The following is a 23903-nucleotide window of genomic DNA, read 5'->3' on the forward strand; positions in this document are numbered from 1 at the left end:
TCTATAAATCACTGTTCTTTATAAAAAGATAAAGTCACAGAACCAACGTGGAACCCCCATTTACTGACGAAAGCACGATTAATCATGACTTCATTATCCTGTAAAAACATCCAATCATCGAATTTAAGTTTATAGCTTGTGTTTTTAACCGGAAGATCGAACACATATGTCCAGTTAAATGCATTGCCGGCACGTTTCCCGCGCGCAACACCGACAACCCCGTTTGTGGTGCCTTCATAATAACCATTAGGCAGAATTTTGATCTGCCATAACCTTTTATCGATTTGTCCATTTTGATAGATAAAATCTTCATGAAGCGTCAGGATATCATCCTGAACTGATCCTGTAATTGTGGCTTTAAACTGATTAACAATTTTTCCGGATCTGTTTTCAAAAACACCATAGGCAACCGTCTTGCCATTGAAATATTGCTCAAGAATAAATTCCGGGCCATTATTTTGATAATCATTTACATTCATAATTCTTAATCCACTCACTAAAACTTAACGGCCATGAACCATGGTGAAATGCATGACATCAATCGTGTTTCTTTCAAAACCGGCGATACAATAATCCAGGTAATAAAGCCATAAACGGTAAAACTGTTCATCGAAGCCGAGTTCTTTAATTTTTGGCCAATTGGCGATAAAATTCTTTTTCCATTGAATTAATGTTTCTGCATACCCGTTACCAAATGCGTAATCATCAACGATCTTCAGATTGGATTTTCGGGCATATTCTGCGAAAACCTCCTTGCTCGGTAACATACCGCCAGGGAAGATATATTTTTGAATAAAATCAACACGGTTTCGGTATTTTAAGAACCTGTCATGATCGATGGTAATAACCTGTATGACCGCTTTACCACCGCTTGCCAGTCGTGACTTTAACGTTTGAAAATACTTATCCCAATGCTTCTCGCCGACGGCTTCAAACATTTCAATCGAGACAATTTTATCGTATACGCCCGTGGTATCTCGGTAATCTTCAAAGACGGCCAGATTTTTTCTAACTGTAATTTGATTAAACCGGTTAAGCGCATAATCAAGCTGTTCTTTGGAAATTGTAATACCACGATAATCAAGATGATGTTTCGTCAAAACATGTTCTGCAAAACCACCCCAACCACAGCCAATTTCAAGCACACGATCACCATCACTTAAATCCAGTTGATCCGATATGCGTTGATATTTATCCTTTTGTGACTGTTCAAGGTCATTTGTTTGGGCAAAATCACCCGCAGAATATGTCATCGTTTTATCAAGCCAAAGGCTGTAAAAGTCATTACCCAGATCATAATGAAACGAAATATTTTTCTTTGATCCGTTACGGCTATTATCATTTAGAAATAAATGTGAAAATCGATTTATCAATCCAGAGGCTGCGTGATTTTGCTTTTCAGGGAAATAAGGTTCGTTATCCAAAAACCAATTTATCAATGAAGGCAAACACGAAACGGTAATATCGCCTTTAACAAACGCCTCAACGAATGCAAGTTGGCCAGATAAAACATAGCCAAAAAGGCTTTTCCATGTTTTAAAATGAATATAAACATGATGACCTTGTTTATCGCCTTTGTGTACCACTTTAAAATCATTGGGTAGTTTGACCTCAATAAAGCCAAATTCTGCTAGCCCAATACGCTCACGAATTTTGCGGTCTAATATTTTCTCTATTAAACCATACACAATATATGTGTTTTTATAGTCACTCTGTTGATTTTTTATCGTTTCAATATTTTTCATTACTTATCCCTAAATATCACTATTTTCATTTACGATTTTGAGCGCTTTTGATGATTGGTAAATATGGTCTTCTGGGTGCGGGTTAACCCTTAACCCTTTCAATTTTAATTTCATGGCTTCAAATAAAATTCCGCCAATGACTTTTATTGTCATAAAGGGTGATTTCAAACTTAGCAGAAGCAGATTTTTGTCGGTAATTGCCGCGCGTTTCCCGCTAAAGCATGCTGTTAATCTTGGCTCGCCTTGATGTTCATATTGAATGGTAAGAGAAATATTTTTACCCGGTTTCCTTAGAGAAAATTGATATTTCCCTTCCCTGTCAAAAAACGGGCTTACATGAAATCTTTTTTGCGCAAAATGTTTATCATAAAAGGATGCATTCTCAGGAACTGCATATATGTAATTATGACGTTCGGAAAATGTATTTCTGACCTCGTAAACAATGGCAATATCCTGATCGTTTTTCCCTAAACAGTAATAAACCGTTAGCGGATTAAACGAAAAACCAAATATACGCGGATAGGTAAGAATTTTAATCTTTTCAACGGCCGCCGCATCAACATCATTATCACTTAATAATGTTAGGATTCTGTCTTTCAGTGGCATATCATTTTGATGATTGGGATCTCCGTAATCCTTTTCATGAAGACTGATCAAATTGAACCTGTTTAAGGAAAAAAAACGGTTCTTTTCAGCAAGCTGCTCTAACTCATCAAGGTCCGCATACAAATTAAACACCTTGTAACGCAGTTTATGCACCTTTGGCGCATAACGTTTATGAAATACGCTGCCGATATAAAGTCCGTTCGTATCCATTATGCAGCATCTTTCTTGTGATTTTGAACCTGACGAATACTCGTGTTTTCAGCGTTAAGCGCAATAATGCGACCATTCATATCCTTCATGTTCCACGGTCGGCACACACCCCCTAATTGTTCTGCTGCAAATAAACCGCTTTGCAATCCATCTTCATGAAAACCATAACCAAAATGTGCACCAGCATACCAAACATTGCGGTGCCCCATAATGTCCATCAGTTTCTTTTGCGCATTTAATGTCGATAAATCGAAAATTGGATGCGCATATTCCTTGCTGTAATGAATTAATTCCTGTTTAGGTTCAATGGATGGATTTAACGTCACAAACAATGGGGTATTCGTCTTTAGTGGTTGCAGTTTATTCATCCAGTATGTAACCGATAAACTATCATCATCCGCGCTATCATTTTGCAAATAATTCCAACTGGACCACGCCCCTTTACGGTTAGGCATAAAGCGTTCATCACTGTGTAAAACAGCGCGGTTTGTTGCATATTTAAAAGCACCGAGAATATTTTGTTCAAGCGCATCGGCATCTTTTAAAATGGAAAGCGCGGTATCCGCATGTGTTGCTATCAGTATTCTATCAAAATGCTTTGCTTCTTTTCCGTCAATTTTTACGGAAACACCGTCTGCCACGCGTTTAATTTCTGTTACCGGCGAATTTTTCTCGAATGTGGCATCCGTGTCATTCATCAACGCATTGACATATTCGCGACTACCCCCCGGAATGGTGAACCACTGCGGTCGGTCTTTTATCTGTAATAAACCATGGTTTGTACAGAACCTTAAAAAGCTGGCTAGGGGGAAATCACCGACTTTACTCGAAGGTGTCGACCAAACCGCAGCGGCCATCGGCAAAATATGATCACGCAAGAACGTGTGATCATATTGCTGTAATTCCAAATATTCACGTAACGTTTGATTTTCGGCGGCACCCAGATCGATTTTGCTGCTTTCATCATAAAAGCGCATAATCGATTTTATCATGCGCCAAAACCTTGGGCGTAGCAGGTTACGTTTCTGCGCAATCAAGCTCATTAAATTTTGGCTACCTGCATATTCAAAAGAATGATTATCCATGCTGACCGCAAATGACATTTCAGTGGGGTGCGGATTAATATTTAATTTATCCATTAGGGTCAGGAAATTTGGATAATTTCTGTCATTACAAACAATAAAACCCGTATCAACCGGAACATTACCATCAGACGTCACCGCGGTGACAGTATTAGCATGCCCGCCAAAATGGCTTCCTGCTTCATAAACTGTAACGTTATGCTTTTTTGAAAGTAGCCACGCAGCACCAAGACCAGAGATGCCTGAACCGATTATTGCTATATTGAGTTTTTTATTATTTTTCATAAATGCCTACTTATCTTTATTGAATATTCTTATTACGCATTTACGGGATCACCGGATCACTCATAATATCATATTCTTATAAAAACATCTTGGCTTAGATGATTATAAAGAAATCCTAATTTCTATTGCCTTTAAGCATTAGTGGATAAGTCAATAATATGGAGGGGAAAACCCTTAAGAAGCCATCTTTCTCCAGACCGCTTCTAATGGTCCTTGTTTAAAGTTTTTCAGCCATAATGAACTCATGATAATCTGTACAATCCATACTATGACGACAATTAAAAATAATTCATCATGATCAAGGGTATCAAACGCGATCAATTCGAATGAATGAAATATCAGTACAAATAACACTGAATGAAATATGTAATTGGTAAGCGCCATTTTTCCAACGGCTTCAATTTTAGTTGCAAAGGTTCTTGATAAAGTTGGATAAATTAGATGTAAGCCACTTAAAACACTGAATGACAAAATCGCACATCCCGTTCTGAATGTAATATTTTTAAGTGGTAATGTTTCTGTAAATCCAAGATAAGCTCCAACCGTTTCATTAATGCCGATACGGGCAAAAATGCCGTATAGCAATAAAGGCAACCCGGCAAGCAAGCTGAACATCAACATCTTACGGTAATACAAAGTGTTCTTACTACCTTGCAGCACACCCGTTTTAAACAGGGCCATACCAATTAGCATAAACCCTAACGCATTCCAGATTCTGAAATTCGGTAATGCCGTCCATTGAATAAATTGATTACGCCATGTGTTATATTTTAGAAAGTCACCATAACTACCGCTGTAGGCTTCGGCGGCCGTTGATGGCGCAGGTCCATAATCAACCCACCATGAAAATAAAACTTGCTCAATTGTCGATGTATAAAGCCCCGGCCATTCACCAATTGCCAAATCGATCAATTTAAATACAACGCCAAAACAAATAAGATATGACACCCGTACATTCATAAACAACAATAAAAATGGCCCACATACAGCATAGGTAATCAGAATATCGCCGGGCCATAATAAATATGCATGGGCAACCCCCAACACCATTAAAATCGCCATCCGGCGCAGGTAATAACGGTTAAATTTGGAGGAATGAGTATCAGAACCGGCAAGAAGATATAAACTCGCACCGAACAACATACAAAAAATTGGCATAAACCGCTGGTCAAATACCAAATATTGCAACAACCATGCGACCGTGCTGGTAAGATCGGGATCATAAACCCGGGACATTGATGTCCCCGCATGCCAAGGGACGTTGGCAATTAGCATCCCCAGCACAGCCACACCACGCAGAAAATCAAGAGATAAAATCCGATTTTTATCCTTTACTGCGTTTTGATCACTCATGTTGTTCTGTTTAAGTTCGCTCATTTATATTCTTCTGCCGGTTCTGACGGTGGGAGACTTTAGAAATCTGCCTGTATCGTGAAACCAAAGCTTCTTGGTGCGCCAAGGGCCAGTTCATTTGCATAAAGGAACCCTGGACTTACACTTTGGTAATAAAACACATCCGACCATGGGATTGAGACCGTATCAAACAGGTTATCAACCCGCGCTGATACGCGAATTTCATCATTCACATCCCATCCAAGGAATAGATTAACCGTTGTGTATCCATGAAGTTTGGTTGTATTTGCGTTATCTGCAAATCGTTCCCCAACATAACGAACCGATGCCCCCGCATTAACCGGAAGTCCGGCAATTTCATTATAATTGATATATGCCGCAGTCGTCCATTTCGGTACGTTCGGTGGGGTATTTCCTGCAAACGCAACAACATTCTCCCCGGGTGTAAATTCTGCGTCCGTATATGCCGCATTAAACCCAAGACTAAGTTGATCCGTTGGTTTCATTGTCGTTGAAAATTCAAAACCACGTGACTTTCTGCCGCCGATTAATCCCGCGCTATCACGGTTAAAGGCTTCCAGAATATCATCACGCGTAATATCGAAATAGGCAAAGGTCGTCTGTAAATCGCCATCAAGGAGTACGGCTTTTACCCCAACTTCCCATTGTTCCGCGCTTGTCAGGTCGTAATCCTGATTACCGTTTACAAGGAAAATATTTGATCCAACTGGGTCTTTGGCATCGCTATATTGGCCATAAACGGAAACATTCTCGTCGAATTTATAAACAGCACCCACACGGTAACTCCACCAATTGAAATCACGCGTAAAGCCGTTTGCCTCCAAATCACCCTCTGCGTTGAAATTCTCGCGGCGAAGATCCATTTCTTCATAACGAAGTGCCGACACAATGCTAAAGGCTGGTGAAATACGGATCATATCTTCCGCAAATAAGGCACGAATTTGAATGCCTGTTGGTGATGAACCACGTAATTCACGTTCACCATAAACACCCGGCACAGGTTTTCTTAAATCAACGGAATCACCGTCCACTTGCCCAACAGAACGTCTAAAGCCGCGCGTACGTACAAAATCAAAATCCGAATATTCAAAGCCATAAACGGATTTATTTTCAATACCACCAAAATCCTGATCTACGTTGATGGAAAATCGGTTTCCGTAATTTTCCTGTTCATGATCCAGAATGAAGTATCCGTAATAACGTTGAACTTGTCCTTGCGAATCTGCATCACAAACACCAACGATTTCGGAACAATAAACATAACCTTCTGCATTTTGCCAGTTTCGGTCTGCTTGGTATCTGTAAACTGTATTGTTGATGCGAACATTTTCATTCACCTGATATTCCATATCAAATCTGACGAATAATTGATCGGCGATGGAATAGGCATCTTCGACGTTATAATTGTTAAATCGTGTCGTAAGGTCGATTGTTTCCCCAGTTGTCGTTGTTAGAACATCTGTGGCAGGATCAATAGCAACGGACATCGGCACAAGTGGCGTACCGAAATATCCGCTCACTTCATCATCAAGATAATCAACACTTGCTTTAAAGCTAAAGTTTTCTGTGACATCCCACAGCATACTGGCCGTGATATTCGTTGAATGGCTATCGCCGCGGTCAACATACCCATCGGATGAAAAACGGCTGGCATCAATACGGTAATACATATTGTCCGCAAGCGGCCCGCCAATCCCCGCGCCCAGATGCATTGAATTCCATCTTCCGTAACTTGCAAGGGCATTTAAGTTATGTTCATCCGTTTCTTTTGCAGTTTTAATAACGGTATTAATTGTACCGGCGACAGCGCCGTTACCATTTAATACGGATGCTGGCCCACGTAAAATTTCAACACTTTCCAGGTTAAATGTATTTTGTTGACGCATGGTCATACTGGCCGGGCCAATCCATAACCCGTCACGAAGCACCGTAATTTGTGCACGGTCAAATCCACGCAATGAAAACATCGATGGTGCCGTCGGATGTTCACCAACAACTATACCCGCCTGATTTCCAACGGCATCAGATAGTTTCTGATATCCGCGAGCTTGCATTACTTGGCTGTTGATAATGTCTACACTTGCTGGTGTATCTAATAGTGATAAGCCAAGGCGGCTTGATGCCTCGGCAGATGATTTTAATTCCAGCTCGCCAACAATGCCTTTAACAACGATAACGTCTTCTTCTAATTCTTGGTTGTTATTTTCCTGTGCAATCGATGAGAGTGACATCGAAAGCGATAATGCAACAGCAGATGCTGTGCATAATAGTTTTTTATTCATTTTTTATTCTCGAATATTTTTTTCTTATAAATTTTATTTAAAAAGTATTGTTCGAGAATTGCGGAGGTGCCCTTAAAAATGGAATGAACCAATGATTGTATGATGCTATTATGGTGTTAAACGCAAATAACATCCCCCCCAAGACAATCATTAATGACAGTTCAATTGGTGTATTATTTATGTTCGTCAGATTATTCTGATCAATTATTTTACATATTGCGCAAGGGTCAACGGTATCTTTATGATCATGCGTGATCAATTCATGCTGACTGAATAGCAATGAAGCTATTACAGCAAACAAAATAAATCTGATATGTCGGCGAATAATTCGCATTTCATTATACCCTTGATCAGTGGTTCAAGAGCAAAATGAACGGTCATTCCCCCAACCACTAGATATTATTGATTCTGCGAAATATTAAATTGTTATAATATAACAATAAAGCGTTATATCGTCACTTATTGCGATTTATTCAGAAAAACGAATTGGGTTCATTATGGTCTGATTTTTTCGACATAATCATTCACCATGTTTTTAATCTCTTTACGCATAACAATCATACAAAGAAGATTAGGAAGCGTACTAAACACAACCGTAATTGCCGCCACCGTCCATATGATTGTGGTATCCGCAAAGGATGCCAAAAAGAACCCCGTTAGAAACACTGCCCTAAACGGTGTAACCGCTTTAATACCAAACAAATAAACCACGCATCTGTTACCGTAATAAGACCAAGATACAGCCGTAGAAAAAGCAAAAAGCGTAAGTGCAATGGCAACGATATACTTACCCCCCTCACCTAAGAAACTTTTGGTAAAGGCAATACTGGTTAGTGCCGCAGAATGGACAAGCGATTTTCCCGTTACGACAATGTCACCATTATCAATGTCACCGTTTGTTATTGATAATGGTCCTGAATATAATTCACTTTCACCTGTTAACGTGTCTTCGTAAAAAATAACATCTTCCGCCACGGACCGCGCATTCAAAATAGTAACATCATCAGTGACCATTTTCCCGTCAACAATTTCAATTTCACCGTTATATTCTTCAATGGTCGCGCTTTCTAAGAAGTTTAAATATTTAAATAGTTCTTCTTTATCTTGTGAATTGGTATCGGAATATGTTCCTTCAATAATTGCGAAGTCGGATTGTTGGAAAATATTCTCATGTTTCTCTGTCCAGACGCCAGATGACAAAATAACCAGTCCCGTTAAGGTACAAATCATGATCGTGTCAATGAATGGCTCAAGTAACGCCACCACGCCTTCTGATACCGGCTCATCTGTTACTGCGGATGCGTGGGCAATCGCTGCTGCACCCTGCCCGGCTTCGTTGGAAAATAACCCTCGATTGACCCCACGGTTAAAGGCAAACGCGAATGTTGCCCCAAGGAACCCACCTACAGCAGCGCTGCCGGTAAAGGCATCAGCAAATATTGTCATAAATGACGGAATGATATTTTCATAATTGGTAAGGATTACCGCAAAACCACCAACCAGATAAAGCATCGCCATGATAGGAACGACTTTTGACGTAAAGCTCGCAATTCTGGTCACTCCACCAATAATCACAAACGCCAGTAATGTGGTTGCAACACCACCAGTGACCATTTCATTAATATTGAAAGTTTCACGTAAGACTTGCGCCATATTGTTAACCTGCGGCATACTACCGGAACCCATAGATGTTATCGCAATGGTCGCGGCAAATAGTATCGCCAGCGGTTTCCAGTTTAGCCCATTATCCATCACATACATGGGGCCACCAGATACGGTTCCGTCTTCGACGGTTACCCTGTATTTATGGGAAAGGCTTACTTCAACAAATTTTGTAGTCATACCAACAAAGGCCGTTACCATCATCCAGAAAATGGCCGCCGGTCCGCCCAAATAAATAGCAAGGCCCACACCGCCTATATTCCCCGTACCGATCGTGCCGGAAAGCGCCATCGACATGGCCTGGAAATGGGATGTTTCCCCCTTTGCTTTACTGTCTTTTTTCGGGTCGAATAAAACGGCCCAGGCATGTTTAAATAATCTGATTTGTGGGAATGCTAAATAAATTGAAAAGAATAATCCAACCCCCAATAACACAAATGGAAACCATGGCGCGCTTCCCAATAAACTGTCGATTGAGATTAAAAAATCATTCAAACTCATAAATATTCCCCTGATTATAATTATTGTTTTATTTCTTTTTCTTTATGAAAAACATTATTATAAAGTATTTTAAAAATAACAACTTATATATTTATCAGGCGCACGAATAATGACCGAAAATTTAATTAAGTTACGTCACCACATTCACCAACACCCTGAACTTTCTGGTGTTGAATTTGAAACGGCTGATCTACTGAAATCAAAGTTAGAAACACTTAATCCCGATGAAATCATTACCGGTATCGGTGGTTGCGGCGTCGCGGCCAAATTCACATCATCCGAAGATGGGCCAACAATTTTATTCCGTGCTGAACTTGATGCATTACCCATCGAAGAAATAAATGATTTTTCCTATCGTTCGGTGAATAAGGGCGTTTCCCATAAATGCGGTCATGATGGCCATATGTCGATCATTTTTGGACTTGCGGAAAAAATTGCCAAGAACCGCCCTCAAAAAGGCAGCGTCGTCATTTTATTCCAGCCTGCCGAAGAAACCGGCGAAGGCGGAAGATTTGTTGTTGCCGATCAAAAGTTTAAAGATCTTGAAACTGATTATTGTTATGCGCTTCATAACTTGCCCGGACACCCAATGGGGCAGGTTATGATCCGAACTGGAACATTTAATTGTGCCTCTCGCGGAATGATCATAAAATTATCCGGGAAAACTGCCCACGCCGCCTATCCGGAAACAGGCATTAGCCCGGCACAAGCACTTTCCGAATTGCTCGCCGCCTTCCCAAATATTGCAGATACAATTGATATGGATGAATTATTGATGTCCACGACCGTTCATTCAAGCATGGGTGAATGCGCGTTCGGCACCGCACCAAGTGACGCGGTTTTCATGGTCACCTTACGAAGCGAAAGCAACGAAGGCATGGCAAAGCTTGTCGAAAAATCAGAAGAACTGGTTAAGAAAGCGGCTCAAAAACACAGCTTAAGCCATTCAATTGAATGGGCCGATGTTTTCGATGCCAGCGTAAACCACGAAGAATGCGTTGAACATGTCGCGAAAGCCGCACAAAAAACAAATCATGACGTGGCATATCTGGATGAACCATTCCGATGGTCAGAAGATTTCGGCGCCATTAGCGCATCCGCCAGTGGGGCCATGTTTGCATTCGGTGCCGGTGAAGAAAATCCGCAAATCCATAACCCGGATTACGATTTCCCCGATGAATTAATTGAACGGGGTGTGTCGATCTTTTATCAGATTTATAGCGATCATTTATTATAAATATCCCAAATAAAAAAGTGGCGCCAAATCATTATCATTGGCACCACTTTCAATTTATTTATTCATAATAACGAACACGGTATTCTGGTGGTGCTTCCCCCAACAGATGCTCGACAAAATAATCCCATCTTTTACGAATGAAATAGAAATCATCCTCTAATGAATGCTGTTTATTCGGCATCATAATCAGATCGAAATCTTTATTGGCTTTAATCAACCTGTCAAGTAACTGCATCGTCGCAGCGGGTGGCACATTGTGATCCAGCTCCCCAACAGCAAGCAGCAATTTTCCATCTGTTAATCTGTGAGCAATTTCAAGGTTTGAACTTTGAACATATTGTTCCCCAACCGGTAATCCCATCCAGCGCTCATTCCAGTTGGCTTTATCAAGTCGGTGATCATGGTTGCCCGATGATGAAACGGCAGCCGTATAAAAATCAGGATAAAGGAACATGGCCCGTGCCGATGCATATCCACCAGCAGACATGCCGAAAATACCAACTTTTTCCCCGTCAATATATGGATACTTTTCCGCGAGCTGTTTTACGGCCGCAACCCTGTCACCATAAAAACCGCCAAGGTTGCCACGGGCGCCAAAATGGAAATCAGTACGTCTATAACCTGTACCACGGCTATCAACCAGAAACACGATAAAACCCAGTTCCGCAATGGACTGCGCCGTATCTTGATAGGTCTGCCTGAAGTTTTTCTTTACGTTATGCAAGGCAGGGCCCGTGTAAATATTTTCAATGATCGGGTATTTTTTGTTGGGATCAAAATGGGTCGGGTAAAACATCATTCCGTAAATTGGTGTTTTACCGTCTTCTGCGAATGCCTTAAATGTTTTTGGGAATTTCCATCCCTTAGCGGTTAATTCACTGATGTCAGCTTTGGTAAGGAGCTTGTTTGAACCACCATCATCTATACTTTTCAACATTGTTTCAGTTGGCAGATCATGACGCGAATATTTATCAACCACCATATCCAGTTTTGGTGACATGGAAACTTCATGATCGCCGCGTTCCTTGGTGATTAACTGAATATCCGAACCATCCAGATTAATACGGTATAGATAACGCAAATATGGGTCACCATCAGTTTCCCTGTGCGCTTCACGTCCGTTGGCGGTGAAATACAGATGGCCGTTTTCCTCATCAACACCCATGATTTCCTGAACGAAAAATTCACCTTTTGTAATTTGATGTTTTACATCGCCGGTCTTACCGTCATGCATATAAAAGTGGTTCCAGCCATCCCGTTCTGATGTAAAGATAAATTCAGCATCATTATTAATAAATTGATATCTGGTTGAATGAGGGTATACAAACCCTTCGCCTGCGGTTTTGGTTGTGATCAGTCTTGTCTTGCCTGTTGCCGCATCGACCTCTTTAAGCCAACCTTCAGAATTTCCACGGTTATATTCAATGTATCTTAAAAGTTTTGAATCATTAGACCATGTGTATTCTGGCCCAACGCTCTCATACCTAATCGGAATGGGGCTTGCGTCTGTTGGCACCGCTTTTAAGCCATCCACATGGAAAATAATATGTTCCATCATGGTTAGTTCATTATCTTCGGGTAATGAATATGGATAATTAAATGTTTTTGGTCTAATGCCGTCTTCATGGACCGCCTGAACAAGCGTCAGTGTTTTGGCTTTACTCATATCCAGTTTATAAGACAGGAATTTTGAACTGTCCGGTGCCCAGTAAATGTTCGGTCTGCGTAGCACATCTTCTTGTCCCGCCGCAATCATCAGGTTTACTGCAGGCATGCGCGTACCATAGATAATATTTTTCTTATCCGCACCATGTGTCATTTGATGCTTTTCACCGGTACTAACATTTATCAAATAAATATTACGGTCTTCTTCGACGGTGGCGGACCATTTTCCATCTGGTGATAAAACGCCGTCAATATGACTAACAGAACAACTATATTCCGTAAGGGAACAGCTATATTGGCTATAATGATTGCCACGGCTTGTGGTGAAACTGAATTGTTCGTTATTTCCAATGATATTCAGATTATCAAAATCCAGATTATTTTCATCAAACTGTTTTTCATCAAGTGCGTTCAGCGATGCTGCAATGCGCCCATGGTCAAATGCTATTTCAGCATCATTTTCAGTATGGAATTTATACCTGATACCATTCGGTGTTTGCTCCCGAAGCCATAACCCGTCACCATTTTCCAGCCAGGATATATCCGGATCAACGTTAGTAACCAATTCGCGCATATTCCACGGTAAAAAACTTTCCGCACGTTCATAATCCGCACTGCTAACCTTTGAAAATCCGACTGACGGAACCATACAAGTCATAAGCGATACAATTAAAAACTTTTTCATCAAATATTCCCCTTTTTATTATCGATTGAGTGCCTATTTCGTTAGCCAAATTCAATCAAAAGTGATGATTCATTTTAACATTGTATATTATATACCATTTATTGTTTTTAATTGCATGCTTTAACTTAAATCAACGGTTCTCGGGTAAGATCTCATTCATTTTATCGGCAAAATCGCTGATTTCCTGATGGGTGAATTTTGTTTTTACGATCTTGGTTGAGGGCGGCTGATGTTTAGTGCTTAACCCTTTTCGCCATTCATTTGCGGGCCTGATCGGTCTTTTAACAACACCACCACCGCAATTAGGACAAACATGCTTTAGGATATTTTCGGTGCAATCCTCACACCAAGTGCATTCATAACTACAAATGTAGGCTTCCGTTGAATTTGGCGGTAATTTCTTATCGCAGCATTCGCATTCCGGCCTGATTTCCAACATATCTTGTCCTTTCCTGGCTTAATTTACCTGATTGGCTAATTTAACGTTTCACGTTTCGCTAATCTATCCTTGTGATTTGATTACTGAATTTGATTATTTTGAATAATCTATTTCGCGTTTAATTTCTGTTGCGCTTTTAACTTATGGCCAACTTCAACGATTGCTTCTAATGCCGGGATCAGCTCCCTTCCAAGCTCGGTAAGTTCATATTCAGTGGATGGGGGCGATGTCGGTCTTACGTGACGCAGGATGACACCACGCTCTGTAAGTTCCGATAAACGTGCCGACAGTACTTTTGCTGAAACCGGGGGAATGTCCGCGCGAAGCTCACTAAAACGGCGTGGACCGCCACGCAACATCCAGATTACATTTGGGGCCCATGCACCGGCAATGACGTTCATACACTGCGTTAAGGCGCAGGGTTCAATCGGTTTTGGGCTTTTATTATGTCGCATTTTTAATGCCATGAACGGCCTCACTTTCCTTACATCTGGTTACCCGATTTTCAGCTGGTTTCCCAGAATTCATCAGGTTTCTTTGGGGTAACTCAATTCTTATAGTAACCATTAGTTACCATATTGCAAGATGATACTACACATCCTATGTAAACCATCCAGGGTAATTAACGCTGGCAAATTTTTTAAGCCAATAAACAATGGAATATAATGATGAAACTATATTATTTGCCGGGTGCCTGCTCAATGGCATCACACATCACGCTCAATGAATTGAACATGGACTTTTCAATCGAAAAAGTCATCCGTGGCACAGGAACAACCGAAAATGGAGAGGATTATTCCAAGATTAATCCACTTGGTTACGTTCCGGCCTTAAAACTGAATGATGGGACAAGCATTCTTGAAAATACAGCCATTCTTACCTTTATTGCGGATTTAAAACCAGAATCCGGTCTGGCACCAAAAGACAGTACAGTCGCACGCGCCAAATTTAACGAAACACTCGGCTATCTATCTTCAGAATTACATAAGGCTTACTCCCCCATTTTTGCTGAAGATAATATGACCGATGAAAGAAAAGAAACCGTAATAAAAAAACTAAATTCCAGACTGGATTATCTGGAAGATAAATTAAACGATGGAAGATCATATCTGTTTGGCGATAATTTCACAGCTGCAGATGCATATGCATTTGTGATCATGAACTGGTCCAATTTTATTGATCATTCGCTAGAGGCATGGCCGAACATTAAAGCATTTCTGGCACGTACCCGTGAACGCCCGTCGGTACAACGCGCCTTAAAAGCAGAAGGACTGCTATCGTGAGCAATCAGCGTGAAAAACTAGAAGCGCTGATGCAGGACTATTTCGATGGGCTATACCATTGTGATGTCGCGCTTCTTACGCTGGTATTCCATCCACGTGCCTTATACGCAACGGCCGACGAACCGGTACCGTTATTTCGCCATATGGATGAATATTTTGATGTTGTTTCAAAACGTATTTCCCCCGCATCGCGCGCAGAAGAGCGAAAAGATTTCATCGATCATATTGAAATTGCCGGGGATAACACCGCACTCGCGAAAGTACGGTGCTCGATCGGTGATCGTGATTTTGTCGATTATTCGCCCTTCCTGACGAAGGTTTTTTATCCTTAATGCTGTATTAGGAAAAACAATGGAAACTATCACAAAGAAAAAAACAAAAACATTTTTAATTCTAATAAGCACATTAATCATTGGAATGCTTATCGGCGGCGCTTTGGTTGGTCGTGTGGTAAAAGTGCGGATTGATAAACTACAATCTTTTACGACCGCAGACGGTTTCGTGAACCAATATGCAGAAATCATTGGCGAAATGCCCGCAGATCAAAAAGAAGTAGTAATGCCAATTTTAGAGCGTTCGGGCAATGAAATGGAAACATTGATGAAAAATACCAGAACCCAATTTTCCCAAATCAATGACAAGCTTGAAAGTGAATTAAAAAATCATCTTAACGATGAACAGTTAAAGGCAATCACAATTCGTAAAAATACCATAAGAGAGCGCTTAAACAACAGGCGCAATTAAGCATTTATATACGAGGTTTTACTTTTTATTACTGACGCGTTACTAATAGAAACTCATTCATGAAAAAAGGAATTTGATAAATGCACCCAAAATCCCGATTTACAATATTATTATTCGGAATTTTAACCTGCGCATTATCAATAAGTACCGCTCAAGAAACGGATCATAAGGTAATCAAACGAGAATTTGTTGATGCCGTTAAAACAGATTATGTACCTGACTTCCCTGCCTTAACAAACAATCACGGTACGCGCGTCTTGATCGACCGCTTTCATGAAACGATTTATTCCATCCCGGACGAAGAAAACGGCACAATGCATATGCAAGACATGATGCGCAAAGATGGCTTTACTTTAAAAGATGCAAATACGTCCCTTGATCAGCATTTAAATGATGCCGATGTACTTATCATCCACGGCTTACCGAACAACAAAATAGAATTGCCTAATGGCGGTGAATATTGGAAAAGCCCACTTTCAAGTGAAGAACTTGATGCCATTATTCGTTTTATCGATAATGGTGGTGGATTATATTTGTCACTTAGTCACTGGCCTGGTGGTGGTGGTGCACTTCCGATACTTGAAGCCCTGAATGTGAAACTAAGAGACGGTTACGTCTGGAGCAAAGAATACCCAAGTTATACCGATCCCGCATCCGGAATTTGTTCCCATTATTTTGGCATGTCCGAAAAAGACAACACATTAAACAAAAAACATCCTGTTGCGGGAGGACCATTACCGGTAAACAAAGTTGATTTTTTATGTGGCACGGCCATCTTCCGCGAAAAAGAAGATGCCATTCTTCCTTTCCCAGCAGGCAGCATCAATTATACAACTGGTGAAATCGCCGCCGAAATATCCGATGATTATGCAGGAATGATTGGTTTTACATTTGGTAAAGGGAAAGTTGTCGTCGCAACCGACCAAGGCATGTTTCGCAATTTTATCTTCACATTTTCCGATGGCGAAAAGACAGAAGACATCGCAGTTACACTTTCACCAAATAATGATAATGCAAATCTATTTATCAATATGATGCGCTGGCTTTCGCCAAAGATCGATTAACACCCAAAATTCAGCGATAATCACCTTCTTTACCACAAGGAAAGAAGTAGCAGAATTACATCCAAAATTTATAATTTAATTCCCACAATTATTATTTATTAGAATAATTTTTCTAATATAAGAATAAAATTTCTATCATAATAGAATAGAAATACTTGTTTGAATTTTGACCTGACAAAGATTAGCAGTAAAGGCGTTGTATTTTATCAGGGAATAAACAAATGAGCCGTTTTCCAATTTTATTGGACTTAAATAATTCGAATGTACTGGTCGCTGGCACCGGACACTTGGCTATTGCCAAAATCCGATTGCTGCTTGCGGTTGGAGCCAGTGTTACTGCGCTCGTCTATGATGATGAGAATATCGAAGAATTATTTGGTGCCGAAATTGAAATTATCAAAGGCGGCTATACACCAGAAATATTAAACAATAAAAAACTAATCTATATTTCAAAAGTCAGCGATGATGAACTTAAGACAATTGTAAAGGCAGCGAAAGAATTAAACATTCCATATAATCATGTGGATGATCCAGTTCATTCAAGCTTTACAACGCCCGCCATTGTTCAGCGCGGACCAATCACCGTTTCAATATCCACTGACGGCAAAGCACCCGTTCTATCACGTAATTTAAGAAGAAAGATCGAACAGCTCCTCCCAACTGATCTCGGAAATCTGGTGGAACTACTTCATGGATATAGACCCGGCGTTAATAAATTAATCGCAAAAGCGGCACTAAAATTAAAGTTTTGGAATAATATTTATTCTGACCGCGAAATTAGCACGTTGCTGAAATTGCCAGTAACACAACAACGCAAAAGAATTTTAAAACTTATCGGATCTGCGGATAAAGACGGTCAAAAAGGCCACGTCCGTCTGGTGGGTGCTGGGCCGGGTGATCCGGAATTACTAACGCTGAAAGCGCATCGCGCGCTTCAGGAAGCAGACGTTATCATTCATGATAATCTGGTTTCAAAAGATATCCTGAACCTAAGCAGGCGTGATGCAGAGCTGATTGATGTCGGTAAATCACGTGCCGTCCATAAAAATTCACAAGATGAGATCAATCAAATCATCGTCGACCATGCTAACAAAGGTCTTCTTGTCGTTCGTTTAAAAGGTGGCGACCCGATGATTTTCGGGCGTGTCGCAGAAGAAATCGACGCCTTAAGAAACGCCGGCATCAGTTATGAAATTGTGCCCGGCATTACGTCAGCCGTTGGCATAGCCGCAAATAGTTCAATTCCATTAACGCACCGTGAACATGCATCAATGGTCACGTTTGCGACAGGGCAATTAAAAGAAGACAAAACCCAAAACTGGCACGGATTAGCTGGTGACGGAAAAACCATTGCCATTTACATGGGCATTTCCACCGCCGATGAAACATCCACATCATTAATCAGGGACGGATATAAACCCGAAACCCCGGTTGCCATTATTGAAAATGGCACAAGAGAAAATGAAAGACGCGTATACGGTGAACTTTCACAATTAGGTGACTTGGTAAAAGAACACAATGTTATCAGCCCCGCACTCTTGATCGTGGGTGAAGTGGTGAGAGAGGCAGACGATTTTGCACTGCCGCTCGTAACACCGCTTAAAGTCGCAAATTAAGTTGAGAAAAATTATGAGTAAAAAGTCATTAACATTGAAAATCATCACTGGCAATCGCCTTAAAGACGGCGTTGTCGTTTATTTTGATGGTGAAAAATGGTCAGAGGATATTCAATTTTCATTGGTTTCATCTGACGAAGATCATCTTAAGAAAGAAGCGCTCAAAACCATCGATGATGAAAATCTGATCAGTGTAGAAATTATTCCAGTTGAACTTAGCGGTTCCGACATTCGCCCACTTTCCATGCGTGAAAAAATTCGTTCGAACGGCCCAACTATCGAATATTCAGCACAAAACAACCAAACAAGAAGAGGCAATCATGTACCAGTATGATGCTTATGACCATAAAATTGTTCAACAGCGCATCGAAGAGTTTCGCAGTCAGGTTGATCGCCGTCTAAGTGGTGAACTAAGCGAAGAAGAGTTTAGACCACTTCGTTTGATGAATGGCGTTTATCTGCAGCTTCATGCTTATATGATCCGTGTGGCAATTCCATATGGTACATTTAATGCTGTCCAACTTAGAAAGCTTGCGTATATCGCAAGAACTTATGACAAAGGCTATGGACATTTCACCACCAGGCAAAATATCCAATATAATTGGCCTAAGTTGGTTGATATTCCGAAAATCTTGGAAGAACTGGCGTCCATTGAAATGCATGCAATTCAAACCAGTGGAAACTGCATTCGCAACACGACCACCGATCAACTTGCCGGTGTAGCAAAAGACGAAGTCGCAGACCCACGCCCTTACGCAGAAATCATTAGACAGTGGTCAACATTTCACCCAGAATTTGCCTATCTTCCGCGTAAATTTAAAATCGCGATCACTGGCGCTGAGCATGACCGTGCCGCCATCAGATTTCACGATATTGGCCTTGAGGTAGTTAAAAACGACAAGGATGAAATTGGCTTTAAAGTTTTAGTTGGCGGCGGCCTTGGCCGAACACCAATCATCGGCACTGTGATTAAAGAATTTCTGCCAGAAAAACACTTACTCAGTTATCTTGAGGCGATTTTACGTGCGTATAATCTTGATGGCAGACGCGACAATAAATACAAGGCTCGCATCAAAATTCTTGTTAAAGAAAATGGCATCGACAATTACCGTGAAACTGTTGAAAAAGAATGGCAGGAGATCTTGAAAGAGAACAATACTGACCTGCCTGATGCAGCAAAAGAATTGATTTTCAGACATTTTGAGCCGCCATCATACGATTTCAAAACAGTTCCAACACAAGATTTTGAGCGTTTTTATAATAAAAATTCTGATTTTGCGGCATGGATTGATAATAACATGCACGAGCATAAAGTTGAAAATTACGCAACCGTAACGATTTCTCTAAAACCAAATGGCGGCATCCCAGGTGATATAACAGCCGATCAGATGGATGCACTTGCAAAACTTTCAGAAATTTATTCGCTCGGTGAAATCAGGTCAACACATGAACAGAACCTTGTTTTTGCACATGTTTATAAGGATGACTTGCCGGCATTATGGCTTGAATTAAAAGATATCGATCTGGCAACTCCAAATCACGGATTGGTGTCAGATATCATTGCCTGCCCGGGTCTTGATTATTGTGCGCTCGCGAACGCAAGATCCATTCCACTGGCGCAAGAAATCAGCACCAGATATTCGGACCCTGTGCGCGCAGCAAAAATTGGCGAGCTAAAGATTAAAGTCTCTGGCTGTATTAATGCATGTGCGCATCATCACGTTGGTCATATCGGCATACTTGGTGTCGATAAAAAAGGCACAGAAGCTTACCAAATACTATTGGGTGGCAGTGCTGATGAAAACGCATCCATTGGTAAGATCACTGGCCCCGGCTTTTCAGAAGAGGAAATTATCTTTGCGGTTGATACGGTTATCGAAACATACCTGGGCTTAAAAGAAGGCAACGAACGTTTCATCGACACTTATAACCGTGTTGGCATGGCCCCATTTAAAGGAGCATTATATGACTAAGTTATCTGTAATTAAATCGCTTCCTTCTGGATCATTGGTGATTGATAACACCAATTCATTACATGAACTTGATGAAGCTTTTTTGTCATCAGAAGCAATTGTGCTTCTGTTCCCGACTTTTATGGATGGTCGAGCCTATAGTCAGGCACGCCGCCTAAGAAGAGAAGGATTTAAAGGTGAATTAATAGCAAGCGGTGATATTCGCGCTGATCAGGCACGCCAATATGCGCAAGTTGGTTTCACCGCACTATATTTCGAAAAACCATTCGACCAGAAAATCATCGACGATGAACTTAATCGTTTTCCTGAAGCATACCAAAATACGTTTGCAGGAACCGATACCGTCTATGATTTAAGAGTAGCACGCAGTGGCCCACACTTTAGCGGCGGCGGGGCATTTTAACGTATTGAGCATTGGAAAATCAGATGAACTATCTGGAACTTGTGAATAAAGTTGATCAGCTAAATGATCATTATAAAGATACGGACAGCTTTACGTTGTTGCGTGACTTGGCGCTTGAATTCCCGTCGCTTACGTTGGTGTCTTCATTCGGCGCGGAATCAGCCGTATTACTTCATCTTGTTTCACGCGTTAACATCAACATTCCAGTTGTTCTTATTGATACCGGAAAATTATTCGAAGAAACGCTTCAATATAAAGATATTTTAAAACATGAGTTTGGCTTAAAAAACATCAAGAGTTTTAAACCAGACACGTCAATGCTAAATGCAAAAGACCCACATGGCATTGCTCACGAAAGCAGACCGGATTTATGCTGCTTTATTCGTAAAGTTGAACCCTTAAATCGCGCTCTTAAGAACACGAACATATGGATATCAGGTCGAAAAAAATATCAATCCGCAAGCAGATCGAATATCCCTTTATTTGAACTGGATGATATGCGTATTAAGGTAAACCCTCTTGCAAACTGGTCACGAGATGACATGGCATATTATATTGAAAAATATAAATTGCCGGAACATCCGCTACTGAAGGATAATTTTCTTTCTATCGGTTGTATGCCATGCACCACTGCAGTTGGAAAAGACGAAGATCCAAGAGCCGGACGTTGGCGTGGACAAGTGAAAACAGAGTGTGGTATTCATGGGAACACGCTTTAAATAAGTAAAATGATTAATTCAAAGGATAAGCAATGAAACGGGCTTTATTACCGTTAAATGCTTTAAGAGCTTTTGACGCGGCAGCAAGACATTTAAGTTTTAAAAAAGCAGCCGAAGAAATTTCAGTGACGCCGGCGGCAATCAGCCAGCAAATTCGCACACTAGAAGATTATCTGGGCGTGCAGCTTTTCGTGCGTGATAAACAGGTCTTGCGCCTGACAAAACCGGCGGAACGCGCCCTACCATCACTCGAAGAAGCATTTAAAAATTTTGAGATTACCGTGGGGATTATGCAAGAAAGTGAAAAAGATAATGACTTGCGCCTTACTTTATCACCATCATTTGCATCAAAATGGCTGATCCCAAGATTAGGTAGATTTCAGGAAGAGTATCCGGAAATTGCCGTGCGTGTTTCCGCATCAATGGAAATTATTAATTTCAGAAATTCTGACTTTGATCTTGCCGTTAGATACGGAAGAGGCAATTACCCTGATCTTTATGTGGAAGAATTAATGAAAGAAGAGGTTTATGCCGTATGTTCCCCTGATCTCGTAACAGGAGACGACAGCATCAAAACATATGAAGACTTAAAAGATGTTACCTTAATTCATGATGATTCATCACTTGAAGATGAAAGCTGCCCTAAATGGGATATGTGGTTAAAAGCAGTCGGTGTAACGCTGCCGGAAAATTCAAAAAGATTGCATTTCAACACAACCCAACTTGCACTTGAAGCTGCCGTCGCCGGAAGAGGCGTCGCCATCGCAAAAGGCACCATTGCCAAGGATGATGTGGATAAAGGGAAGCTTGTGAAGCTCTTTTGCCGTGCACAACCAGTGGATTTTGCCTATTACATCGTATGCCCGGAAGCGAAAAAAGATATTCCGAAAATCAAGCACTTCATCAGCTGGCTACGTAAAGAAGCAAGTTTATAGCTCGCTCATAACGATGTACCAGTAATCAAGTGCATCATAGAAATATTGCTTGGTAATATTTTCATTCAAGCCGTGTGAATTACCATCGCCAACTCCATAATAGACGCCATACACCCCATAGGTAGGAATACCTAGAGAGCGGGTCACTTTGGCGTCGGTGGTATAAGCCGCCATATATGGAAGAGGCTCAACATGTGGGTGTTGCGCCTGTACTGCCTTTTTAATGACGTCGTACGCAGCAGGGATCATGTCCGATGCACCCGGTGTATATTCCGGAATATTAAGATCAGAAATTTCTATTGCCGGGTTCCCAATTACATCGCGAATTTGACTTTTGACGTCTTCGACGCTGACACCAGGGTAAATACGACAATTCACTGTGGCTTCTGCCTTACGCGCTAGGGCTGACGGTGCATTGCCGCCCGACAACATGGTTGCAACGCACGTAGTTCTAATAAACCCTTTTATTTCAGGGAATTGTTCAATGCCATTTGCCGCACGTTCATCAGTTGGGTTATTCGCAAATGCCCGCATCGCAGCGGCCATTTCACCGCTGCTTTGTTTTGCATTTTCCCGGAAATAATCAAGGGTCATTTCATTGTAACGGACTGGGAACTTATATTTACCAAGCTTAACAAGCGCATCCGCAAGTTCATAAATCGCATTATCATCACGTGGTGCACTGCTGTGACCACCGGAATTGGTGGCAGTAAGCTTCAAATTCATTGATGCCTTTTCTGCGACCTCGATACCGAATGATACGGCCTTGCCATTTTCATCATAATTACCGCCGCCAGCATCACTGTTAAATGCAAATTCAGCGTCCGTTAAATGACGATATGTGGTGTATAACTCTTTGGTTGTTTTTGCGCCGGTTTCTTCATCACCAGAAAGCACCAATACCAAATCACGTTTTGGGACAACACCTTCCTTTTTTAACCGGATCATTGTTGTCACAAATAATGAAATTGCATCTTTATTATCAGCGACCCCCCTGCCGATTAATTTACCGTTTACTTCGCTGACAACAAATGGATCAAGTTCCCATTCAGACGGTTTTGCATCAACGATGTCCATGTGCCCCATGAACACAACAGGCTTTTCTGAACTATCGCTTCCCTTTAGTCGCACAACCAATCCCGCCGTATCTTCATACATAGGGATTAGATGAATATCTTCATCAGGGAAGCCAGCGTCTTCAAAACGCTTAACAATTACGTTTGCCATTGGGATGACTTGTCCGTTACCGGCCACAGTTCTATAGGGGACAAGTTCAGTTAACAGATTTAATGCTTCTGTTTCATATTTACGTTCTGCCGCAAAGATGAAAGGCTTAAAAATCAAGGAAAAGCACAAAGCTGCAAAGAAGCTATAAATTCCTGTTTTCATCTTA

22 protein-coding genes are annotated in these 23903 nt (G+C 41.1%); 11 read left to right on the forward strand and 11 right to left on the reverse strand.

What is annotated here, in order from left to right; all coding sequences use genetic code 11:
- Positions 1-8 precede the first annotated feature (8 nt).
- From KW060_RS12215 to KW060_RS12245, 7 genes are all read right to left on the reverse strand, one after another.
- Positions 9-497 carry a DUF3833 domain-containing protein gene (locus tag KW060_RS12215; RefSeq protein WP_274757288.1) on the reverse strand — a complete coding sequence of 163 codons (489 nt, stop codon included), beginning with the start codon at positions 495-497 and terminating at the stop codon, positions 9-11.
- Positions 498-503: 6 nt separating this feature from the next.
- Positions 504-1745, reverse strand: a complete 1242-nt coding sequence (locus tag KW060_RS12220) for an SAM-dependent methyltransferase (RefSeq protein WP_249035667.1) — start codon at positions 1743-1745, stop codon at positions 504-506.
- A gap of 9 nt (positions 1746-1754) precedes the next feature.
- Positions 1755-2561, reverse strand: a complete 807-nt coding sequence (locus KW060_RS12225) for a DUF1365 domain-containing protein (RefSeq protein WP_249035668.1) — start codon at positions 2559-2561, stop codon at positions 1755-1757.
- The gene (locus KW060_RS12230; RefSeq protein ID WP_249035669.1) at positions 2561-3928 is read right to left on the reverse strand and encodes an NAD(P)/FAD-dependent oxidoreductase; all 1368 of its coding nucleotides are present in this window, start codon (positions 3926-3928) and stop codon (positions 2561-2563) included. The genes KW060_RS12225 and KW060_RS12230 overlap by 1 nt, the downstream gene beginning before the upstream one ends.
- Before the next feature lie 174 nt (positions 3929-4102).
- Positions 4103-5305, reverse strand: a complete 1203-nt coding sequence (locus KW060_RS12235; RefSeq protein WP_249035670.1) for a DUF418 domain-containing protein — start codon at positions 5303-5305, stop codon at positions 4103-4105.
- A 35-nt stretch (positions 5306-5340) separates the two neighbouring features.
- Positions 5341-7584, reverse strand: a complete 2244-nt coding sequence (locus KW060_RS12240) for a TonB-dependent receptor (protein ID WP_249035671.1) — start codon at positions 7582-7584, stop codon at positions 5341-5343.
- A gap of 495 nt (positions 7585-8079) precedes the next feature.
- Positions 8080-9747: an alanine/glycine:cation symporter family protein gene (locus KW060_RS12245; protein WP_249035672.1), complete on the reverse strand. Its 1668-nt coding sequence runs from the start codon at positions 9745-9747 to the stop codon at positions 8080-8082.
- Positions 9748-9856: 109 nt separating this feature from the next.
- On the opposite strand from KW060_RS12245, the gene KW060_RS12250 reads away from it, so the two are divergent.
- Positions 9857-10984 carry an amidohydrolase gene (locus tag KW060_RS12250; RefSeq protein WP_249035673.1) on the forward strand — a complete coding sequence of 376 codons (1128 nt, stop codon included), beginning with the start codon at positions 9857-9859 and terminating at the stop codon, positions 10982-10984.
- 58 nt (positions 10985-11042) lie between these two features.
- Here the strand turns inward: KW060_RS12250 and KW060_RS12255 are convergent, their stop codons facing one another.
- From KW060_RS12255 to KW060_RS12265, 3 genes are all read right to left on the reverse strand, one after another.
- On the reverse strand, positions 11043-13334 hold the full coding sequence (locus KW060_RS12255; protein ID WP_249035674.1) for a S9 family peptidase: 2292 nt from the start codon (positions 13332-13334) through the stop codon (positions 11043-11045).
- A 130-nt stretch (positions 13335-13464) separates the two neighbouring features.
- Positions 13465-13773: a DUF1272 domain-containing protein gene (locus KW060_RS12260; protein WP_249035675.1), complete on the reverse strand. Its 309-nt coding sequence runs from the start codon at positions 13771-13773 to the stop codon at positions 13465-13467.
- Positions 13774-13880: 107 nt separating this feature from the next.
- Positions 13881-14240, reverse strand: coding sequence for a winged helix-turn-helix transcriptional regulator (locus KW060_RS12265; protein ID WP_420833121.1), 360 nt, complete (start codon positions 14238-14240; stop codon positions 13881-13883).
- A 198-nt stretch (positions 14241-14438) separates the two neighbouring features.
- Here KW060_RS12265 and gstA point away from each other — a divergent pair, with 198 nt between their 5' ends.
- The 10 genes from gstA to gcvA all read left to right on the forward strand — a co-directional run bounded on the left by gstA (position 14439) and on the right by gcvA (position 22510).
- The gene (gstA, locus tag KW060_RS12270) at positions 14439-15056 is read left to right on the forward strand and encodes a glutathione transferase GstA (RefSeq protein WP_249035677.1); all 618 of its coding nucleotides are present in this window, start codon (positions 14439-14441) and stop codon (positions 15054-15056) included.
- Complete coding sequence (locus KW060_RS12275) at positions 15053-15388, forward strand: nuclear transport factor 2 family protein (RefSeq protein WP_249035678.1); 336 nt, start codon at positions 15053-15055, stop codon at positions 15386-15388. Before gstA ends, KW060_RS12275 begins: the two co-directional genes overlap by 4 nt.
- A gap of 19 nt (positions 15389-15407) precedes the next feature.
- The gene (locus KW060_RS12280) at positions 15408-15800 is read left to right on the forward strand and encodes a hypothetical protein (protein ID WP_249035679.1); all 393 of its coding nucleotides are present in this window, start codon (positions 15408-15410) and stop codon (positions 15798-15800) included.
- An 80-nt stretch (positions 15801-15880) separates the two neighbouring features.
- Complete coding sequence (locus tag KW060_RS12285; RefSeq protein ID WP_249035680.1) at positions 15881-16864, forward strand: DUF4350 domain-containing protein; 984 nt, start codon at positions 15881-15883, stop codon at positions 16862-16864.
- Positions 16865-17085: 221 nt separating this feature from the next.
- Positions 17086-18480, forward strand: coding sequence for a siroheme synthase CysG (gene cysG / locus KW060_RS12290; protein WP_249035681.1), 1395 nt, complete (start codon positions 17086-17088; stop codon positions 18478-18480).
- A 13-nt stretch (positions 18481-18493) separates the two neighbouring features.
- Positions 18494-18814 (forward strand): DUF2849 domain-containing protein, encoded by a 321-nt coding sequence (locus KW060_RS12295; RefSeq protein ID WP_249035682.1) that lies wholly within the window; start codon positions 18494-18496, stop codon positions 18812-18814.
- Complete coding sequence (locus KW060_RS12300; protein WP_249035683.1) at positions 18801-20453, forward strand: nitrite/sulfite reductase; 1653 nt, start codon at positions 18801-18803, stop codon at positions 20451-20453. Before KW060_RS12295 ends, KW060_RS12300 begins: the two co-directional genes overlap by 14 nt.
- Positions 20446-20856, forward strand: coding sequence for a DUF934 domain-containing protein (locus tag KW060_RS12305; protein ID WP_249035684.1), 411 nt, complete (start codon positions 20446-20448; stop codon positions 20854-20856). Before KW060_RS12300 ends, KW060_RS12305 begins: the two co-directional genes overlap by 8 nt.
- 23 nt (positions 20857-20879) lie before the next feature.
- On the forward strand, positions 20880-21575 hold the full coding sequence (locus KW060_RS12310) for a phosphoadenylyl-sulfate reductase (RefSeq protein WP_249035685.1): 696 nt from the start codon (positions 20880-20882) through the stop codon (positions 21573-21575).
- A gap of 32 nt (positions 21576-21607) precedes the next feature.
- On the forward strand, positions 21608-22510 hold the full coding sequence (gcvA, locus tag KW060_RS12315) for a transcriptional regulator GcvA (RefSeq protein WP_249035686.1): 903 nt from the start codon (positions 21608-21610) through the stop codon (positions 22508-22510).
- Here gcvA and KW060_RS12320 read toward each other — a convergent pair.
- A complete protein-coding gene (locus KW060_RS12320) occupies positions 22505-23899 on the reverse strand; it encodes a M20/M25/M40 family metallo-hydrolase (protein ID WP_249035687.1) in 1395 nt (464 codons plus the stop codon). The two genes, gcvA and KW060_RS12320, sit on opposite strands and share 6 nt — an antisense overlap.
- Between the last annotated feature and the right edge of the window lie 4 nt (positions 23900-23903).

Origin of the sequence: Pseudemcibacter aquimaris (assembly GCF_028869115.1) — a bacterium.
Taxonomy (GTDB): domain Bacteria; phylum Pseudomonadota; class Alphaproteobacteria; order Sphingomonadales; family Emcibacteraceae; genus Pseudemcibacter; species Pseudemcibacter aquimaris.

What these genes read in the sequence shown, in the direction of transcription:
- KW060_RS12220 (WP_249035667.1), bottom strand. Translation starts at nt 1,745, where the DNA reads ATGAAAAATATTGAAACGATAAAAAATCAACAGAGTGACTATAAAAAC.
- KW060_RS12225 (WP_249035668.1), bottom strand. Translation starts at nt 2,561, where the DNA reads ATGGATACGAACGGACTTTATATCGGCAGCGTATTTCATAAACGTTAT.
- KW060_RS12230 (WP_249035669.1), bottom strand. Translation starts at nt 3,928, where the DNA reads ATGAAAAATAATAAAAAACTCAATATAGCAATAATCGGTTCAGGCATC.
- KW060_RS12235 (WP_249035670.1), bottom strand. Translation starts at nt 5,305, where the DNA reads ATGAGCGAACTTAAACAGAACAACATGAGTGATCAAAACGCAGTAAAG.
- KW060_RS12240 (WP_249035671.1), bottom strand. Translation starts at nt 7,584, where the DNA reads ATGAATAAAAAACTATTATGCACAGCATCTGCTGTTGCATTATCGCTT.
- KW060_RS12245 (WP_249035672.1), bottom strand. Translation starts at nt 9,747, where the DNA reads ATGAGTTTGAATGATTTTTTAATCTCAATCGACAGTTTATTGGGAAGC.
- KW060_RS12250 (WP_249035673.1), top strand. Translation starts at nt 9,857, where the DNA reads ATGACCGAAAATTTAATTAAGTTACGTCACCACATTCACCAACACCCT.
- KW060_RS12255 (WP_249035674.1), bottom strand. Translation starts at nt 13,334, where the DNA reads ATGAAAAAGTTTTTAATTGTATCGCTTATGACTTGTATGGTTCCGTCA.
- KW060_RS12260 (WP_249035675.1), bottom strand. Translation starts at nt 13,773, where the DNA reads ATGTTGGAAATCAGGCCGGAATGCGAATGCTGCGATAAGAAATTACCG.
- KW060_RS12265 (WP_420833121.1), bottom strand. Translation starts at nt 14,240, where the DNA reads ATGGCATTAAAAATGCGACATAATAAAAGCCCAAAACCGATTGAACCC.
- gstA (WP_249035677.1), top strand. Translation starts at nt 14,439, where the DNA reads ATGATGAAACTATATTATTTGCCGGGTGCCTGCTCAATGGCATCACAC.
- KW060_RS12280 (WP_249035679.1), top strand. Translation starts at nt 15,408, where the DNA reads ATGGAAACTATCACAAAGAAAAAAACAAAAACATTTTTAATTCTAATA.
- KW060_RS12285 (WP_249035680.1), top strand. Translation starts at nt 15,881, where the DNA reads ATGCACCCAAAATCCCGATTTACAATATTATTATTCGGAATTTTAACC.
- cysG (WP_249035681.1), top strand. Translation starts at nt 17,086, where the DNA reads ATGAGCCGTTTTCCAATTTTATTGGACTTAAATAATTCGAATGTACTG.
- KW060_RS12295 (WP_249035682.1), top strand. Translation starts at nt 18,494, where the DNA reads ATGAGTAAAAAGTCATTAACATTGAAAATCATCACTGGCAATCGCCTT.
- KW060_RS12300 (WP_249035683.1), top strand. Translation starts at nt 18,801, where the DNA reads ATGTACCAGTATGATGCTTATGACCATAAAATTGTTCAACAGCGCATC.
- KW060_RS12305 (WP_249035684.1), top strand. Translation starts at nt 20,446, where the DNA reads ATGACTAAGTTATCTGTAATTAAATCGCTTCCTTCTGGATCATTGGTG.
- KW060_RS12310 (WP_249035685.1), top strand. Translation starts at nt 20,880, where the DNA reads ATGAACTATCTGGAACTTGTGAATAAAGTTGATCAGCTAAATGATCAT.
- gcvA (WP_249035686.1), top strand. Translation starts at nt 21,608, where the DNA reads ATGAAACGGGCTTTATTACCGTTAAATGCTTTAAGAGCTTTTGACGCG.
- KW060_RS12320 (WP_249035687.1), bottom strand. Translation starts at nt 23,899, where the DNA reads ATGAAAACAGGAATTTATAGCTTCTTTGCAGCTTTGTGCTTTTCCTTG.